Here is a 17,433-nt window from a genome sequence, read left to right on the forward strand (position 1 = left end):
GAAAGGAGATCGGTCGTGAGCACCGGGGCCGCGGAGTGAGCGGAATCAGCCTCGCGCAGTTTGCGAGGCTTCCCGTAGTTGTTGCTGCGACTTCAGTCGCCGGTGACCGGCTGCGCCCGCGCACTTTCTATTCAGGCCGGCTCCACCGGAATCTACCTGTGCACAGGAACGTGCAGGCCGAAGGATCCATAGCCCGTCCAGCACGTCAGCCGAAAGATACGCCGCGGAGCCGTTCAGGGTCGATCCCAGCGCACGTGCGACCTCGCCTGTAGATCCTTCGGCCTGCCGTCTTCGGTGTGTGGATCGGCTCCTCCGTGGCCGGCCTCAGGATGACGTCCCTCGTTCGGGTCGAATGCAAACGAAGCAGGGCGCCGCACCATCGCGGCGCCCTGCTTCTTTCCATCTACCTCGATCCCGGCGCGTCAGCGGATGCGGTACGAGACGCCGAAGCGCAGGGTGAAGATGTTGGAGGTATTGTAGTCGTAGTCGATGACCACCGGCTCGCCCGTCAGCGCCTCGCCGATGGTCACGTCGCGGGCGGTCATCGAATCGGTGTTCCAGAAGGTCAGGAAGTCCTGCAGCCCGATGGTGAACGCCCAGCGCGACGTGCGCCCGATGCGCGCCGACGCGTCGGCGCCCAGGTTCAGCGCGAAGTTGGTGGTCGACTTGTTGGCGGCGTCGGGAAAGCCGCTCACGTCGTCGTAGTCCACCCACACCAGCGCCGGCGCCACCGTGATGAACGCCGACGGGTGGAAGTGGCGGTTGTCCGGCTCCGGGTCGGCCAGGCGGAACACCACGCCCGCCTTGGCCATCCAGTACCGCGGCCCGTCGGTGGTCACGTCCACCGAGCTGTCGGCCTGCAGGTCCTGGAAGCGCAGCACGTCCTCGCGCTTTCCCGAGTAGGCCACGCCGCCCACCACGTTGATGGGCCCGCGCACCCGCGCCATCACGTCCACCCCCAGCATGGGCCCGCCGCCGCGCTGCGTGGCGATGCGGAACTGGTCGCCGCCCTGGGTGAACAGCACCACGTCGCCGGTGGTGTACGGCACGCGCGCGCCGATGTACGGCATGACGGAGATGCGCGACTCGGGAAGCCGCTCGGGCGGCGGCTCGTTGGCCAGGAGCGGCCGGTCCTGGGCGGACGCGGCCAGCGGAAGCGCGAGCAGCCCCAGCAGGGCGAGCGCGCTGCGATTCATGGACTCCTCCTGATGTTCAGGGGGGGTGTGCGTTGGGTCCGGGGAGGTGCTGTCCGGGGGATTGGCTGCGAAGATAATCCCCCGCCGTCCGTTACGGAATATCTTCGCGCCGTGGACGCGCACTTTCCCGCTGCTGCAACTCCCGGCGGTAACAGTGCGGACGGGCGATTCGATCGACTCGGATTCGTCTCCATCGCCCCCACGCGGCCCCAAGGTTGCGCTGCGCCCGGCATCCGTCCCACGCCGCCGACCCTGCATCTTCGCACCGCCGGACGCTCACATGCTTTCCCAGCTTCCCAATCGTTCGGCGGATGGAGATGCCGACCGCCCCGCGCGCCGCGCCGCCTCCGCGCCTCGACCCGCGCGGATGCTCATCTTCTTCTCCTGCATGGCGATGCTGGCGGTCGCCGGATGCCGGCAGCCGCGGATGGCGCCGGTCCCCGCGGCGATCGAGTATCCGCGCTACGTCTCCAGCGACACCATTCCGCCGCCGATAGTGCGGGCCTGGCCCGCGATGGGGGCGATGCTGGAGATCAGCGTGTGGGACGCCGACAGCGCCCGCGCCCGCGCGGCGATGGAAGCCGCGCGCGCCGCCGTCCTCCGCGTGGACTCGCTGATGTCCCCCGAGAGCGCCCCGGGCGAGGTGGCCGCCGCCAACCGCCGCGCGGGGACGGACAGCGCCACCACGCTGTCGCCGTGGACGGCGGAGGTGCTGGACTCGGCGCTCGCGATCGCCGCGGCGTCGGGCGGCGCGGTGGACGTGACGGCGGCGCCGCTGGCCGGCGCGTGGCGTGCGGGCGCCGTCCCCCCGCAGCAAGTGCGCGACTCGCTGGCCGCGCGGGTGGGATGGCGGATGGTGCGCTTCGACCGCGTCGCGCGCCGCGTCTCCCTTCCGCAGCGCGGAATGCGGCTGGACTTCGGGGAGATGGCGCGCGGCTTCGCGGTGGACCGCGGCGTCGCGGCGCTGCGCGCGGCGGGGATCGGGAGCGCGGTGCTGGACGTGGGCGGCACCTTCCGCGTCCTCGGCCCGACGCCGGTGACGCCCGGATGGACGATGGGCCTCACCGACCCGCGCGGCCCCGGCGAGGTCTTCGCCGCGGTGCACATCGACAGCGGCGCGGTCGCGACGATGGGCGATTACGGGCAGATGTTCGAGGCCGGCGGCGAGCGCTGGTCGCGCGTGCTGGACCCGCGCCGGGGAGTGCCCGCGCGCGGCGTGGTCTCCGTCTCCGTCCTGGCACCCAGCGGGATGCTGGCGGACGCGCTGCTGGGCGCCTTCTTCGTGATGGGCCCCGAGGAGGGGTGCCGCTGGGCCGCGCGCTACCCCGGCGTGGACGTGGTCTGGGTGCGCGACGCCGGCCACGACGAGGAGAAGGAAGACGACGACGAGGCCATGGACCCCGACCTGGTCGTCATCACCGACGCGCTGAAGGACCGCCTGGAGATCCTCACCGAGGAGCCCACCGACGAGCGCCCCACCACCTGCAGCCAGCTCCTCGCTCACGCGAAGAGCTCCGTGCCGTGACGAATCCCCCGCGTCTCCGCGTCTCCGCGTGAGATCGACGATGCAGCGGTGCGCGAGATGGGATTCCGTCGACAACACGTGGCAATCATCCGTGCATCAAAAACGCACAGAGAAACGTCATCCTGAGGCCGGACACACCGTCGTTGCCCCCGGACGAGCGGTTGCAGGCCGAAGGATCCATAGGCGAGGTCGCACGTGCGCTTGATCGGTCCCCGAATTCGGATTATACCAGATCCGGCGGAAGAATCAGTGCATCTCGCCGAATCACGTGCTGCGGCGACGATAGATCCTTCGGCCTGCAACCTCTCGTGTAGACGCTGGTTACGGTGTGGCCGGCCTCAGGATGACGTCGGTGTAATACGTCGAGGATGCACGAACTAAATTCCCGGATTCGGTACCAGAGGGATGACACCGGTTGCGCGGACGCCCCGTATCATCTCCTTGGGCGCCGCGAGCGTCAGGACCGGGCTGGACAGACGCCCGGCGCCGCGCTACGCTCCCCTGATCCACCGCCAGATTCCCCGGCCCACGCGCGAATGTCCACCTCCGCATCAGCCCGCAAGCCGTTCGGCCGCATGGTTCCCTCCGACGAGCAGGGGCGCCCCGCCGACGCATCGCCCGCGCAACGGCTGGCGCTGCGGGTGATGCAGGCCGCCTGCGTCCTCGTCGTTCTGGCGGCGGCCACGTACAAGAGCTTCGAGCTGGACCGCTTCTTCATCCCCAAGGAGCTCACGCTGAACCTGGCGGCGCTGCTGGTGGCGGTGCTCTGCCTGGGCGCCGCGCGGCGCGCGCAGCCGGGCCGCGTGGACCTGCTGCTGATCGGCTTCCTGGTGCTGAGCGCCGCCTCGGCCGCGCTGGCGCAGAACCCGTGGAACGGCGTGCGCGCGCTGGCCGTGAGCGCCAGCGGGGTGGCCATGTTCTGGGCCGCGCGCTCGGTGGCCCGCGCCGGGCTGTCTCGCCCGCTGCTGGTGGCCATCGCCGCGGCCGTCGTCCTCGGGGCGGGGATGTCGCTGGCGCAGACGTACGGCGTGCGGACCGACTTCTTCTCCATCAACCGCGCGCCCGGCGGCACACTGGGGAACCGCAACTTCGTGGCGCACCTCTGCGCCTTCGGGCTCCCCGTCCTCTTCCTCTGCGCGCTGCGCGCCTACCGCCTGCTGGGCACCATCCTGGGCGCGCTGGGCGTGGCGATGGTGAGCGGCGCGCTGGTGCTCACCCGCTCGCGCGCGGCGTGGCTGGGCGTGGCCGCGGTGCTCGCCGTGTTCCTGGTCGGCTGGCTGCTGGTGCCGCACGCGCGCCGCAGCCTGCGCCACTGGTCGCGGCTGATGCTGCTCCTGCTCTGCGCGGCGGGCGGCGCGGTGGCCGTCGTCACCCTTCCCAATACGCTGCACTGGGCCAGCGACAACCCGTACGCCGAGACCGCGCACGGGCTGGTGAACGCCAGGGAGGGAAGCGGGCGCGGGCGGCTGCTGCAATGGAAGAACACGCTGCGGATGGCGGCGGCGCACCCGCTCCTGGGCGTCGGCCCCGGCAACTGGCCCGTGCACTACCCCGAGTACGCGCCCCGCAGCGACCCGTCGATGAACGACAACGAGCCGGGGATGACGAGCAACCCCTGGCCCAGCAGCGACTGGGTGGCCTTCATCGCCGAGCGCGGGCCCCTGGCCGCGGGGATGCTGGTGCTGGCGTTCGTCGCGCTGGCCATCGCCGCGCTGCACCGCATGCGCGCCGCGCGCGACGCCGACGAAGGCTTGGCCGCGCTTGCGCTGGCGGCGATGGTGGCCGGCGCCGTGGTGGTCGGCGCCTTCGACGCGGTGCTGCTCCTGGCGCTCCCCTCGCTGCTCGTGTGGACGGCGCTGGGCGCGCTCTCGGCCACCGAGCCGGGGCGGTGGGACGTGCGCGTGCCGGTGCCGGTCCGGGGGTTGGGGATGCTGCTCGCCGTCGCCGTCTTCGGCATCTTCACCGTGAAGAGCGCCGCGCAGCTGATGGCGATGGGCGTGTATGACGGCGCCAGCACGGTCGGCGGGCTGCGGCAGGCCGCGTCGCTCGATCCGGGGAGCTACCGCATCCAGCTGAAGCTGGCCCGCAGCGGCGCCGGCTGCGACGTCCGCCGCGCCGCCGCCGAGGCCGCGCACTCGCTCTTCCCCCAGGCCAGCGCCCCCAAGGGCCTCCGCTCCAGCTGCGGCGGGAGACGACGGAGAAGGCGGTGACGGGTTGAAGCTAACAGTGGAATGTGCGAGCGGGGAACGACATCAAGTCGCTCCCCGCTCTACGTCAGAAGCTCGCTTGCCTAGAGTCTGTTAGGCGAACCGGGCAGTTGCGCCGTACTCAAGTGCGAGCGACTCCAGCGGGTTGAGCATTTTGCGAACGGGCGAAACGCTTAGCATTTTGGCCGCTAGGTGCCCCCCTGCGACACTCGCAACGAGCACTGTTGTCGCGGGGATGAGCAGTATGAGCAGAAATGGCGAGGTAAGTACAACCTGTTCTGTCACGTAGGCGCCCATGCGAGCGACAATCGAGTCGATCGTCTTCCGTTGGTCTGGGGACAAATCAGCCATCGCCTCCCGTAGCTGCAAATTGAACGCTAAGCGCTCATGCTCCGCTTTGCGATAAGCGATCCCGGCGACGATAGCAGATCCAAGTGTTACACGCTCACCAAATCGGATGAAACCGTTCAAGGTTGAGCGAGTAATCCCATACGCTTCGGCATCGAACTCGATTCCCCCAATTGCCGCAAAATCGAAAAGCTCGTCTCGCAGGGCAAACATCCTCTGCCGGAACAAATCGATCCGGTAGTCGCGGTAGAGCACAAAAACGAGTACGGACACGAAAAATAGCGACAGCGCAGTAGTTGCTGCGGTCGCTGCGACCGTGCTACTCATAGCTTATCCTCCGGGTTTGTTTCACCCCGTTCCGTGAGCTTGCTGGACGATCTGCGTTTGTCCAGTTGCTCCTCCAACTTCCTCGCTCGAGGTGCCAGACGCGCCACCGTGTCTTTTCTCAGCTTGTTCTGACGCACACCGTATACCACGCCTCCGGCTCCAAAGATCCAAGCCGCCCACCGGCTTATAGTAACGTTCCCTAGCAGCGCAATCATTATGTGTGAGAACGTCGCGCGACCAGCCAAAGCTTCGATCGAAAGGTAAACATACCTGATGCAGAGAATGATCGTTCCGAAGCGGATAATCCGATTTATAGTTGCGAAAGTGTTCTGCAGTAGCTGGGCTCGGATGGCGAATCGTCGCTCGGCGTCCTTTTCTTCAGCGCTTTTTCGTTTCGCCATGTGGGGAGGAGGCTCGTTATTCTGACAGGTGCCACCAGATGGCCGAATACCTAATAGCGCTTTGCGCTTATGGCAAGGGCCGCTTAAGAACCCGACAGTTATGCGATAGTACGGTTGCACAGCTGAATTGCTTTTGCGACGGAACCAAGGAGGTACCCTTTAACGAGCGATTGCTTTGCGGGTGTCAGCACAGCAATTTAGACGTCCTTCGTGGTAGTGATTCACTACTCACACCGCCCGCATGCACTTTCCCGTCCTGATCCATCTCGGGCCGCTGACCGTTCCGCCGCACCAGGTGCTGGAGGCGCTGGGGTGCTTCCTCGCGTTCCGCCTGTATCTCACCCTTCGTCGCCGCGGCGGCGATCCGCTGCCGGCCGAGCGGCGGCTGGTGCTGCTGGCGGCGGCGACCGTGGGCGCGGCGCTGGGGTCCAAGCTGCTGGCGCTGGCGTGGAACCCCGCGCCCGTGCTCGCGCATCCCGACCTGCGCGTGCTGATGGCGGGGAAGACGATCGTCGGCGGGTTGCTGGGCGGGCTGCTCGCCGTGGAGCTGGCGAAGAAGTGGGTCGGTGAAACCACGCCGACCGGAGACCTGTACGTATTTCCGTTGATCGTGGGCGTCGGGGTCGGCCGCGTCGGCTGCTTCCTGACCGGGCTGGCGGACGACACCTACGGCGTGGCCACGCGCCTGCCGTGGGGGATCGATTTCGGCGACGGCATCGCCCGGCACCCCACGCAGCTGTACGAGATCGCCTTCCTGGCGGCGCTGGCGGGCGTGCTGGCGTGGCGCGCGCGGCGGCCGTACCCGCGCGGCGACCTGTTCAAGGCGTTCATGGCCGCGTACCTCGCCTGGCGCTTCGCGGTCGACTTCATCAAGCCGGCGCACGTCACCCTGCTGGGGATGACGCCGATCCAGCTGGCGTGCCTCGGGGGATTGATCTGGTACGCCCCGCATCTCCCGCGGCTGCTGGGGTTCGCGCGCCGGTCCGCATCTCCATCCCCCTCGTCTCCATCTCCCGAACCCTCCGCGGGACGCGCATGAGCGACAAGGTAAGGCCGTACCTGTACTACGACGTGGCGCTGGCCCTCTGCTCGCGGTGCCTGCGCAAGGTGGAGGGAAAGATCCTCTTCGCGGACGGCAGGGTGATCCTGGAGAAGCGCTGCCCCGAGCACGGCCGCGAGCGCGTGCTGGTGGCCGACGACGTGGAGTACTACAAGCGCAGCCGCGAGGTCTTCATCAAGCCGCCCGAGCAGCCCAACCACAACCAGACGCCGATCCGCTACGGCTGCCCGTACGACTGCGGGCTCTGCCCCGACCACGAGCAGCACTCGTGTCTCGCGCTGATCGAGGTCACCGACGCGTGCAACCTGAAGTGCCCGGTGTGCTACGCCGAGAGCGGCCCGCACCGCCCCGACTTCCGCCCGCTGGAGCTGATCGAGCGGATGATGGACGCGCTGGTGGCCAGCGAGACGCAGCCCGACGTGGTGCAGATCTCCGGCGGCGAGCCCACGCTGCACCCGCACTTCTTCGAGATCCTGGAGGCCGCGCGCGCCCGCCCCATCAAGCACCTGATGGTGAACACCAACGGGCTGAAGATCGCCGAGGACCGCGAGTTCGTGCGCCGGATGGCGGAGCACAAGCAGAACTTCGAGATCTACCTGCAGTTCGATTCGTTCCGCCGCGAGGCGCTGATGGAGCTGCGCGGCGCCGACCTGCGCCGCATCCGCCGCAAGGCGCTGGAGCACCTGAACGAGTTCGGCATCTCCACCACGCTGGTGGTGACGTTGAAGAAGGGACTGAACGACGACGAGGTGGGGGAGATCATCCGCTTCGCGCTGGAGCAGCCGTGCGTGCGCGGCGTGACCTTCCAGCCAGTGCAGGCGGCGGGACGCCTGGAGGATTTCGATCCGGCGACGGACCGGCTGACGCTGACCGAGGTGCGGCGCGCCATCTACGAGCAGTCCGGCGTGTTCCGCGCCGAGGACGTGGTCCCCGTTCCCTGCCACCCCGACTGCCTGGCCATGGCGTACGCCTTGAAGCTGGGCGGCCGGGTGCTGCCGCTGACGGGGATGATCGACCCGCAGATCCTGATCGAGGGCGGCAGCAACACCATCGTCTTCGAGCAGGACCCGGGGCTGCGGCAGGCGCTGTTCCGCGCGTTCAGCACCAACCACTCGCCCGAGAGTGGCGCGGCATCGCTCCGCGAGCTGCTCTGCTGCCTCCCCACCGTGCAGGTGCCGGACGGGTTCGGCTACGCCAACGTCTTCCGCGTGCTGGTGGTGCAGTTCATGGACGCGTACTCCATGGACATCCGCTCGGTGAAGAAGAGCTGCATCCACATCGTGCACCCGGACGGGCGGCTGATCCCCTTCGACACCTACAACCTGTTCTACCGCGACGGCCGCGAGCAGCACTGGAAGCCGCGCCTGGCCGACCCGTGGGCCGAGCGCGGCCGCCTGCCGCTGCTGCAGACGCACGGAGGCGTGGCGTGAGCGACGAGCGCCCCGCCGGCGAGACGCCCGCGCCCGGAGAGACGCCCGCGCCGGAAGCGGACGCGTTCGCCGTCGCGGCCGATCCAAGCGCGACCGATGCGGGCGTGGACGAGCGGCCGGCGGGGATGGAGCAGCCCGCGCGCCCCATCCCGAGCCCGGTGCGGCAGGGGATCATGGCGGCGCTGACGCTCTTCGGCATCTCGGTGGGGGTGGAGCTCGCCGCGCTGCTGCTGGTGCGGCTCTCGGGCGACCCCAACGGGAACGTGGCGGGCATCTTCCTGCTCGCCGGCCTGGGGATCTTCGTGGTGGGGCTCTTCGCGGCGCTCACCATCACCACGAAGCTTCCACCCGCGGCGCGGCTGCCGTTCTGGGCGATGGGGATCGTGTGCATCTTCGTGACGATGATCCTGTGGGGCGTCACCTGCGGCCTGGCCGGAACCCCGCGCTTCGTATGACGGACGGCATCCCGAGGGTCGGCGGATGAGGGAGCGCGACGACGTTCCGCCGCGCGAGCGGCCCGCGCCGGAGCACCGCGTCGCGCCGGAGACGGAGGCGGGGAGCCCGTTCCTGCAGGGCGTCCGCGCCGCGCTGGGGATCCTGGCGGGGATGCTGGCGCTCGAGGCCGTGGCCTTCCTGGGCAACGCGCTCACCGGCGAGCGGCAGGAGGGAATGTTCATCCTGCTGGGGATGCTGATCGCCGGGGGCGGGTTCGCGGTGCTGGTGCTGGGCGGCGCGCGCCTTCCCCGTGCCGCGCGCGTCCCGTTCTGGGCGGTCGGGCTGATCTGCCTGGCCATTGCGTTCATCCTGTTGGGCGTCACCTGCGGCGTGATCGCCAGCTGATTGCGCGGTCCGGGAGAACGGTGCATCCGGCCCACTCACGTGCCGCCGTGCCCACGGACAGGCCCGGGCGCAGCCGGTCACCGGCGACTGAAGTCGCAGCAACAACTACGGGAAGCCTCGCAAACCGCGCGAGGCTGATCGGCTCGGAAGCCAGTTCCGGCCGCGGAGGGCGCCTCCCTGTCATCCTCCCTGACGCCCAGCGCGGGGACGGCCCAGGACGACGCCGGTGGGTGCAGCGCGGATGCAGAAGCTGATCTCCCCCGGATTGGGTACGATTCCCTGATCTTCATCCCCCAACTCGCTGACGGAGAGACGGATGCGGGACGATACCGGGAACACGCCGCCGGAGTGGAGCGTTCCGCCGGAGCAGCCCGGCGGCGCGGGCGGCGGCGGGCGGGGATACTACTCGGGCCCTCCGCCCTACGGCGAGCAGCCCGTTCGCGACCCGGATGCCACCAGGCGCGGGGTCCGCGCGGCGCTGATCATCTTCGGGATCGTCATCGCCATGCACCTGGTGCTGTTCGCGGCGGTGAAGCTCTCCGGCGACAGCAACAACGCGTGGCTCTTCCTTCCCGAGGGCGTGCTGGTGGTCATCGCCGCGCTGGTGGCCGCGATCGTCGTTTCCATCAAGCTGCCGGTGGATTCGCGCGTGTCTTTCTGGGCGGTGGGCGTGGGGTGCATGTTCCTTTCCTTCATCATCTGGGGCGCCACCTGCGCGATCGCGCTGTAGCGGCGGACGGAGGATGACGAAAACGAGCCGGGGGCACGCATCCGCGCGCCCCCGGCTCTTTCCGTCGACGGCCGATCCGGCGGCCTACCGGGCCGGAATCGAGTCGATCTGCTGCACCAGCCGCTGCCACACGCGCATCTGCAGCTGGTCGCCCGCCATCACGAACTCGTCGCTGCCGATGCGGCCGCGCACGGTGTCGGCGCGGGCCAGCGTGCGCAGGTCGGCCACGGGAATGGTGTAGCCCATGGTCTCGTGCACCTGCACCATCCCGCCGCCGGACGCCACGTCGCCGTCGTGGCTGGCCTCGCCCAGGTTCACGCGCTCGCCGCGGTTGGTCAGCAGGATCAGCTCGTTGTCGCGCAGGTACTGCCAGCCGTTGAAGCTCGACGTCTCCATGAAGAAGTACACCTCGCCGGGCCGCGCCAGCGTCCTGCCGGGCTCGGTGAACATCGTGGTGGTCTGCACCATGTGGTTGCCCGGCATCACGAACAGCCCGGGCGCCACCACCGTCGTCTCGTCCTTGTACGGGTCGTACTTCGTCTGCACCGACTGCGCGACCGACTCGGGGGTCACGCGCAGCGCGGCGTTCACCGAGCACGCGGAAAAGAGCACGGCCAGCGCGGGAACTGCGAATTTCATCGATGTGCCTGTGGAGGGGAGGGAGAAACAGATGTTGATCGGGGATCAAAATATGGATTTCTCTCCGCCCCGCAATCGAAGACCAGATCCGGCGGAAAGCCGGCGCCTTCCGCCCGATCACGATCCGGACGCAGCCGGTCACCGGCGACTGAAGCCGCAGCAACAACGACGGGAAGCCTCGCAAACTGCGCGAGGGTGTTCAGCTCGGAAGCCAGTTGCCGGCCGCGGAGGCCGCCTCTCTTTCATCCTCCCTGGACGTGCGCAGCGCGGGAACGGCTCAGGAAGATGCCGGTTGGGATCCGGCGAGGATGCACCAACCGAATTCCCGATTCTGGTAGAAACCCGTTCACGCAGAGATGCAGAAAAGCGGAGAAGCAGAGAGATCCCCTTTCTGCTCCTCCGCTTCTCCGCGCGCAACCCCGCGTCAGGTGATCGTCACGGTGACGACGTCGCCCTCGGTGACGGGGATGTTGAAGGTGCTGCCCACGTTGTCGCTGCCGATGGGGTCGGCCAGGATGCGCAGGCTGGTGGTGCCGATCACAATCCCCTGCGGGATGAGGAAGTCCGCCGACGACGCGGGGTTCACCACGCCCAGGCGGCGCCGGTCGGTGCCGGTGACCACGTAGATGGTGTACGCCGCGAAGGCGGTGTTCTGCACGTGCACCGTGGTCCGCGTGCGCGGCCGGGCGGGGGTGGTCCCGTTCTGCCCGCCGGTGGCGCAGGCGGAGAGCAGGACGAGCGCGAGCAGCGTGGCGCGGCGGCGGAGCGAATGCGCGGTCATGGTCGAAGTCCGGGGCTGATGACGAACGGCGGAGCGCACCGCGCGCCCCGCCGTCCATGCTTTGCATGAAGAACGCCACTCCCGGGGCACGCCGGGGGGCCGCGCCGTCAGTGTGTCCGCGCGTACCGCCGCGTCCAGACGAGTACCACGCCGCAGCCGGAGCCCTGCCGCCGGTACTCGGCGGGAACCTCGGTGGCGGCGCGGTAGACCTCCACCGCCTCCACGTCACCCGGCTGCACCTCGTCGGCGATGCGGCCGCCCTCGACGGGGGTGAACACGCCGTCCACGTACAGCTGCACCGGGCACCCCGCGCCGTCCGCGGGCGCGGCGGCGGCGCTGGAGACGCGGGTGCGGTCGCCGCGCGGCTGGTTCAGCGCGGCCGCGGCGGTGTCGGCGCCGGCGGGGGCGGCGCGCATGTCGTCGCTCCAGCGGCCGCCGCGCGCGGCCGTCATCACCACCCGCTCGCCCGCGGGGTCGCGCACCACCTGCACGCCGGGAAGCCCGCGGAAGAGGTCCACCAGCCGCGACGCGTGCCGCCGCTCCACCTCCTCGCGGGCCAGGTACACGCCGCGCCCGGAGTGCCGCCGCCGCTCGAAGTCCGCCAGCCCGCGGGGCGCGGCGGGCGCGTCGGCCTCGCGCACGGTGACCCCCGCCGCCGCGGCCACGGCCTTCACCTCGCCCAGGTCCGCCTCGGCGGCGCGCGCGTCGGCGGAGATGTCCTGCCAGTGCGGGACGCCGGCCTGCAGCCGCACCTCGGTGCCGCCCAAATCCACGCCGCGGCGCCGCATCCCCAGCTGCAGCGGGCGCCCCTCGGGAACGCCGCAGAGGACGTAGAAGCCCTGCGGGTCCGGCCGCGTGGCCACGAACTGCGTGTTGCTGCGCGTTTCCCGCCCGCCCACGATGGTCCGCGTCCAGGTGGCCGAGACCAGCGCCGTGTCGCCCTCCGCCCCGCGCACCGTGCCCAGCAGGATGCCGCGGTTGGGGTGCAGGGTGCTGTCGGGGCAGAGCGCCGCCGCCACCGTGGCCCACCCGGGAACGGCCAGGTCGGCGGTCACGGTCTCGCCCGCCTTCAGCGTCACCGTCTTCGGCGCGGCCGAGGCGGCCACGGGGCCCAGCCCGGCGTGGGTGAAGGCGAGGGTGTACGTGCCCTCGGCCGGCGCCTCCAGCCGGAAGCGGCCGTCCGCGCCCGCCACCGTCTCGGCCTGCGTGCCCGAGAAGTAGACGCGCGCGCCGGCCAGCGGGGCGCCGTGGGTGCTGTCCCACACCACGCCCTGCACCGCGGCCACGGGGCCGGAAAGCAGGCGCCCGTCGCCGCCCGCGGTGCCGGTGACCTCGCCGCCGTTCTCGCGCACGGCCACCACGCGCAGCCGGGTGTCGGCGTTGCGCGAGATGGCGGCGGCGCGCATGGACATCTGCAGGTCGCTTTCCTGGAGCAGCGGCATGCGGATGGCCCAGCGGCTCACGATCCACGGCCCGTTGCGGAGCCGCGCGTACTCCACCGTGCCGCCCACGCGCGGCGACTCGCTCTCGGGCGGGCCGCCCACGTAGCGGTACTCCACGCGCCGCAGCTCGGCGGTGCGCCGGTCCAGCCACATCACCCCCGCCAGGTCGGGCACGGCACGGCCGCGCACGGGCTCGAAGGCGAGGCCCACCAGCGCGCTGTCGGGCCCCGAGGTCACGTGGAAGCAGTGGTCGTTCATGAACTCGTCGCTCAGCATCACCTCGGCGTCGGGGCCCCAGTAGAAGGTCGAGTCGCCCTGGGCGGCGCGGATGAAGCCGTGGCGGCTGAGCTCGGCCGGCGGAGCGCTGACGAACGGGTGGTCGGCCACGCGCCCCACCACCTGCCGCAAGTCGCGGGTGACGGCGCCGGTGCGCGCGTCCAGGTCGCGCGTCCAGCGCACCACGTCGTAGCGGTACAGCCGCTCGCGCTCGCCGTAGGCGGTGGCGTTCAGCGCCTTGCGCGCCTCCTCCCAGAGCGTGGCCGTCTCCGCCGCGCGCTCGGGGCGCCCCGTGCACCGCCGTCCGGAAGCGGAGACGCGGATGGCCTGCAGGGCCACGGCGCGCCCCGAGGCCACCAGGCGCTCGCTGCGCGTTTCCCCGTCGCGCAGGTCGAAGGCGGCGGAGACCACGGTGGTGTAGCCGATGCGCTCGGCGCGCAGCGAGTAGCGCCCGGCGCCGGGCGCCCGGATGGTGAAGGCGCCGGCGCGGTCGGTGAGGGTGGCGGCGCGCTGGTGGCCGGTGTTGTCGACGAGCGCCACCAGCACCTGCTCCACCGGCTGCCCGCCCGGCTCCAGCAGCGTGCCGGTGACCGTCTGCGCGGCGGCGGGAATGGCGGCGAGCGCGAGTGCGGCCAGGGCGGCGGCGAGCGGAAAGGCGCGTGAGGGGGACATGCGGTGCCTTATCGGGAGATTTGCCGGCGCCGTTCACGCGGGTGCGGCACGAGGGAACGTCTGGCAGCAGGGAAATATGACAGGGGCGACAAAGGGTGCGGAAGTGCGGAAGTGCGGAAGTGCGGAAGTGCGTGAGTGCTGAGTGCTGAGTGCTGAGTGCTGAGTGCTGAGTGCTGAGTGCTGAGTGCTGACCTTACGCGGAGGCGCGGAGGATTCGTGACGGCACGGAGTTCTCCGCGCCTCCGCGCCTTGATGCGTGATCTCCGCCGGGATAGTGCGGTCGCGAGTCCGCGAAGGCGGACTTCGGGCCGTTGTTGCCGCGAATTCATTCGCCGGGGGGGCCACAGCTGCCAGCCCGTCGCTCGGTTTCCCCCTTCAGCACTCAGCACTCAGCACTCAGCACTCAGCACTCAGCACTCAGCACTCAGCACTCAGCACTCAGCACGCACTCAGCACTCAGCACTCAGCACTCAGCACTCAGCACTCAGCACCCTACTCCACCCGCTCCGCGTCCGGCCCGATCAACCGCGCCAGATCGTACTCCGCCAACTCGCCGATGCGCTCCAGCGTGACGTCGGCGGGGGCGAAGCGCGAGCAGAGGTCGGGGTCGAGCGCGTAGTGGCCCTGGCGCGGGAAGACGGTGGTCAGGCGCCCGCCCCACACCTTCCGCATCTCGTCCAGGATGCGGAGCTTGTCGTCCACCATCACGTAATGCCGCGCGGGATAGCGCTCCTCCACGTCGTCCAGCATCTCCTCCTTGTGGATGTAGATGAGGACGTTTCCCTCCACCGCGTCCCACAGCCCGCTCCGCTCCACCTTGCGCGGCTGGAACACCACGTCGCCGTCGGAGAGGATGACCACGGGGCCCCACCGGCGGCAGTGCTCGATCACGTCCAGCGAGCCGGGATACAGCCGGTTGGCGAACGGGTAGTTGACCAGGTAGGTGCTGACGGCGAGCAGGTTGGGATCGCGCGGGTGCTCCACGCGGAAGCGCTGCAGCGCGCCCAGGTAGTCGGCGTACCCCAGCTCGCTCCGCAGCTCCTCGAAGGTGTCCCAGTACCACTGCGCCCGCTCGCCGCCGAAGGCGCCGGTCAGGTGGCGCCTCAGGTCGGCCGTCACGCGGTCGTTGTCGAGCAGCGTGTTGTCCACGTCGAACAGGAACACCACGTCGTGGCGCAGGCTCATCGTCCGTCATCTCCCGTGCGTTTGTCGGTGCGGCGCGAAGGCGGGACGATACGTCGCCCGTGCGCGCCGGGCCAGCCGCGCGGCGGAATCACCACTCTGGCGCAGGGGGATGGGGATGATGACCTTGCAGGCATCCTCACCTCCCCGTGGATCACCCCCATCTCTCCCGATCCCGCCGTGAATCTCCCGCTCCTCCTGAACCTCGTCTCCACGCTCGCGCTGGTGTGTGGGCTGCTGTTCGCGTCGCTGCAGTTCCGCGATGCCCGGCGCTCGCAGCTGCGCGCGGCGCGGCTGGAGCTGGTGCGCTCGTTCCAGAGCCCCGAATTCGTCCGCGCGCTGGGCCTGGTGATCTCGCTCCCCGACGGGCTGTCGCGCCGCGAGCTGTACGAGCGGCTGGACGGCCCCCAGCGCGACCTGCTGCACCTGGTGCTGGCAACGTGGGAAAGCATCGGCGTGCTGCTGTACCGCGGCGACCTGAGCCTGGAGCTGGTTTCGGACTTCTTCGGGGGGGTGATCCCTATCTGCTGGGCCAAGCTCTCCGGTCTGGTGGCCGACCTGCGCGAGGAGCACGGCGAGGAGCGGGTGGGCGAGTGGTTCGAGCTGGCGGCGATGCGCCTGAAGGAGCGAGAGCGCGTCCGCCCGCGCCTCCCCGCGCACCGGGCCGAGCCGGCACCGGCGCGCGCCGAGCTGCGTCCGTGAGCCGCGGCCCGCGCGGCGTCCCCGCTCCCGTGGCTCCGCGAACGGCGAGATCGCCGTCGCAGCTGCTGGCGAACGCGGCGCTCATCGCGGGGGCGGCGGCCCTCTCCGCCTTCTTCTTCGCCGCGTTCTTCGCGCCGGGATGGCCGCGCACGGTGTGGGGATGGGCGATCGCGGCGGCGCTCGGGCTTCCGCTGCTGGTGCTGGGGGAGGTGATCCTGGTGCTCTGCCTGGCCATCGGGCCGCCGCGATTCAACCTGGTGCGGCGCGTCTTTCCGGCGGGCGAGCGGGTCTTCCGCTACCGCGCCGGCTCGCGCACCGGGCAGGCGGTGATGCTGGCCGTGCGCGTGATCGCGGCCGCCGCGCTGATCGGCGGGGGACTCTGGGGGCTGCATCTCCTCCTTCACATCTCCATCATCCGCGCGCAGTTCCGCTGACCGGCGGGATGGGGAGAGGGCGATCGACGGCGCGGGAGATGCGGCGCGCTCATCATCTGTTCATCCCCCCGACCTGTCCGCCCGTCCGGTGGAAGCCTATCCGTTGGGGATGATCTTCCTCCCCCACTTCACCTCCTCCATCGTCGCGCGCTCGCTGGTGTCGTGGGCGTTCGTGCGCGCGCTGGTCACCGTCGGCTCGTCGGCGCTGGAGGGCGCGCTGCGGCTCGCTCCGCCGGATCACCCGCTCCGGATCGCGCCCGTGGCCGTGCTGGCGGTGCTCGCGATCGTGGCGGTGCTCGGGCGGGTGTCGGCGCGGCGGCGGAACGAGGACCTGTTCCTCCTTTCCCTCGGCTACGGACGCGCGCGGCTCTTCGCGACGATGCTCGTCCCCATCACGCTGGCGGAGCTGGCGATCGGCATTGCGGTGCGGCTGTGAGCGCGGTGCTGCGGGCGGACTCCGTCGGCAAGACGTTCGACGGGCGCGCGGTGCTGGCCAGCGCGTATTTCGAGGCGCGCGCGGGCGCGGTGACGGCGCTGGTCGGGCGCAACGGCACGGGAAAGTCGACGCTGATGAAGATCGCGGCCGGGTGGATTCGCCCCGACCACGGCTTCGTGGAGCTCGGCGGTCGGCGGCTGACCGGGCGCCCGGCGGAGCTCGCCCGCCGCGGCGTCTTCCATCTCCCCGTCGACCGCACCATCCTGTCGCGCGACTTCACCCTCGCGCAGCACCTGGACGCCGTCGAGGCGCGCTTCGGCGGCGGCGACCGCGCGGCGGTGCTGGAGCGGCTGGGCGTCGCGCATCTCGCCACGCAGCGCTGCGGCTCCCTCTCCGGCGGCGAGCACCGGCGCGCGGAGCTGTCCGTGGCGATGGTGCGGCGGCCGAAGTGCCTGCTGGCCGACGAGCCGTTCCGCGGCCTCCCGCCGCGCGACGCCGACACCGTCTCCGCCGCGCTGCGCGGGATGGCGGCCGCGGGATGCGCAGTGGTGGTCAGCGGGCACGAGATGGGGTGGGTGCTGAACGTGGCGGACGAGGTCGTGTGGCTCCGCGACGGCACCACGCACGCCCTCGGCGCCCGCGACGACGCCGTGCGGGACTGGCGCTTCCAGCGCGAGTACCTGGGCAAGCCGCGGTGACGGGATCGGCCCGGAAGATGGACCTCCGGGGTGCGCACGTTGCCCACTTCGCCCTTCCGCCTCACATTCCCGAAATCTTTTTTCAGGGCGATGTAGAGAACCGGCGC

17 protein-coding genes are annotated in these 17,433 nt (G+C 70.4%); 11 read left to right on the forward strand and 6 right to left on the reverse strand.

The window, feature by feature from the left end; all coding sequences use genetic code 11:
- Positions 1–422: 422 nt before the first annotated feature.
- A complete protein-coding gene (locus tag VLK66_RS15025) occupies positions 423–1,196 on the reverse strand; it encodes a hypothetical protein (RefSeq protein ID WP_325310257.1) in 774 nt (257 codons plus the stop codon).
- Positions 1,197–1,476: 280 nt separating this feature from the next.
- On the opposite strand from VLK66_RS15025, the gene VLK66_RS15030 reads away from it, so the two are divergent.
- Positions 1,477–2,721 (forward strand): FAD:protein FMN transferase, encoded by a 1,245-nt coding sequence (locus tag VLK66_RS15030; protein WP_325310258.1) that lies wholly within the window; start codon positions 1,477–1,479, stop codon positions 2,719–2,721.
- 536 nt (positions 2,722–3,257) lie between these two features.
- Positions 3,258–4,931, forward strand: coding sequence for an O-antigen ligase family protein (locus tag VLK66_RS15035; protein ID WP_325310259.1), 1,674 nt, complete (start codon positions 3,258–3,260; stop codon positions 4,929–4,931).
- A 90-nt stretch (positions 4,932–5,021) separates the two neighbouring features.
- Here the strand turns inward: VLK66_RS15035 and VLK66_RS15040 are convergent, their stop codons facing one another.
- Positions 5,022–5,603, reverse strand: a complete 582-nt coding sequence (locus VLK66_RS15040; protein ID WP_325310260.1) for a hypothetical protein — start codon at positions 5,601–5,603, stop codon at positions 5,022–5,024.
- A 642-nt stretch (positions 5,604–6,245) separates the two neighbouring features.
- On the opposite strand from VLK66_RS15040, the gene VLK66_RS15045 reads away from it, so the two are divergent.
- The 5 genes from VLK66_RS15045 (at position 6,246) to VLK66_RS15065 (ending at position 10,064) form a co-directional block, all read left to right on the forward strand.
- Positions 6,246–7,043: a prolipoprotein diacylglyceryl transferase gene (locus VLK66_RS15045; protein WP_325310261.1), complete on the forward strand. Its 798-nt coding sequence runs from the start codon at positions 6,246–6,248 to the stop codon at positions 7,041–7,043.
- On the forward strand, positions 7,040–8,494 hold the full coding sequence (locus VLK66_RS15050; protein ID WP_325310262.1) for a radical SAM protein: 1,455 nt from the start codon (positions 7,040–7,042) through the stop codon (positions 8,492–8,494). Before VLK66_RS15045 ends, VLK66_RS15050 begins: the two co-directional genes overlap by 4 nt.
- Entirely contained in the window at positions 8,491–8,949 is a 459-nt protein-coding gene (locus VLK66_RS15055) for a hypothetical protein (protein ID WP_325310263.1), read from the forward strand. Before VLK66_RS15050 ends, VLK66_RS15055 begins: the two co-directional genes overlap by 4 nt.
- 25 nt (positions 8,950–8,974) lie before the next feature.
- Positions 8,975–9,334 (forward strand): hypothetical protein, encoded by a 360-nt coding sequence (locus VLK66_RS15060; RefSeq protein WP_325310264.1) that lies wholly within the window; start codon positions 8,975–8,977, stop codon positions 9,332–9,334.
- 316 nt (positions 9,335–9,650) lie between these two features.
- Entirely contained in the window at positions 9,651–10,064 is a 414-nt protein-coding gene (locus tag VLK66_RS15065) for a hypothetical protein (protein ID WP_325310265.1), read from the forward strand.
- Positions 10,065–10,148: 84 nt separating this feature from the next.
- On the opposite strand, the gene VLK66_RS15070 is transcribed toward VLK66_RS15065, so the two are convergent.
- The 4 genes from VLK66_RS15070 to VLK66_RS15085 form a co-directional block, all read right to left on the reverse strand.
- Positions 10,149–10,703, reverse strand: a complete 555-nt coding sequence (locus VLK66_RS15070; RefSeq protein ID WP_325310266.1) for a hypothetical protein — start codon at positions 10,701–10,703, stop codon at positions 10,149–10,151.
- 424 nt (positions 10,704–11,127) lie between these two features.
- On the reverse strand, positions 11,128–11,484 hold the full coding sequence (locus tag VLK66_RS15075; RefSeq protein ID WP_325310267.1) for a hypothetical protein: 357 nt from the start codon (positions 11,482–11,484) through the stop codon (positions 11,128–11,130).
- A gap of 107 nt (positions 11,485–11,591) precedes the next feature.
- On the reverse strand, positions 11,592–13,874 hold the full coding sequence (locus tag VLK66_RS15080; protein WP_325310268.1) for a carboxypeptidase regulatory-like domain-containing protein: 2,283 nt from the start codon (positions 13,872–13,874) through the stop codon (positions 11,592–11,594).
- A gap of 492 nt (positions 13,875–14,366) precedes the next feature.
- Positions 14,367–15,059, reverse strand: a complete 693-nt coding sequence (locus VLK66_RS15085; RefSeq protein WP_325310269.1) for an HAD family hydrolase — start codon at positions 15,057–15,059, stop codon at positions 14,367–14,369.
- Positions 15,060–15,236: 177 nt separating this feature from the next.
- Here VLK66_RS15085 and VLK66_RS15090 point away from each other — a divergent pair, with 177 nt between their 5' ends.
- The 4 genes from VLK66_RS15090 (at position 15,237) to VLK66_RS15105 (ending at position 17,326) form a co-directional block, all read left to right on the forward strand.
- Positions 15,237–15,758 carry a DUF4760 domain-containing protein gene (locus VLK66_RS15090; RefSeq protein ID WP_325310270.1) on the forward strand — a complete coding sequence of 174 codons (522 nt, stop codon included), beginning with the start codon at positions 15,237–15,239 and terminating at the stop codon, positions 15,756–15,758.
- On the forward strand, positions 15,755–16,192 hold the full coding sequence (locus VLK66_RS15095) for a hypothetical protein (protein WP_325310271.1): 438 nt from the start codon (positions 15,755–15,757) through the stop codon (positions 16,190–16,192). Before VLK66_RS15090 ends, VLK66_RS15095 begins: the two co-directional genes overlap by 4 nt.
- 109 nt (positions 16,193–16,301) lie before the next feature.
- Positions 16,302–16,628 (forward strand): hypothetical protein, encoded by a 327-nt coding sequence (locus tag VLK66_RS15100; protein WP_325310272.1) that lies wholly within the window; start codon positions 16,302–16,304, stop codon positions 16,626–16,628.
- On the forward strand, positions 16,625–17,326 hold the full coding sequence (locus tag VLK66_RS15105; protein WP_325310273.1) for an ATP-binding cassette domain-containing protein: 702 nt from the start codon (positions 16,625–16,627) through the stop codon (positions 17,324–17,326). The genes VLK66_RS15100 and VLK66_RS15105 overlap by 4 nt, the downstream gene beginning before the upstream one ends.
- The last annotated feature ends 107 nt before the right edge of the window (positions 17,327–17,433 follow it).

The organism is Longimicrobium sp. (assembly GCF_035474595.1).
In the GTDB taxonomy this organism is placed as follows: domain Bacteria; phylum Gemmatimonadota; class Gemmatimonadetes; order Longimicrobiales; family Longimicrobiaceae; genus Longimicrobium.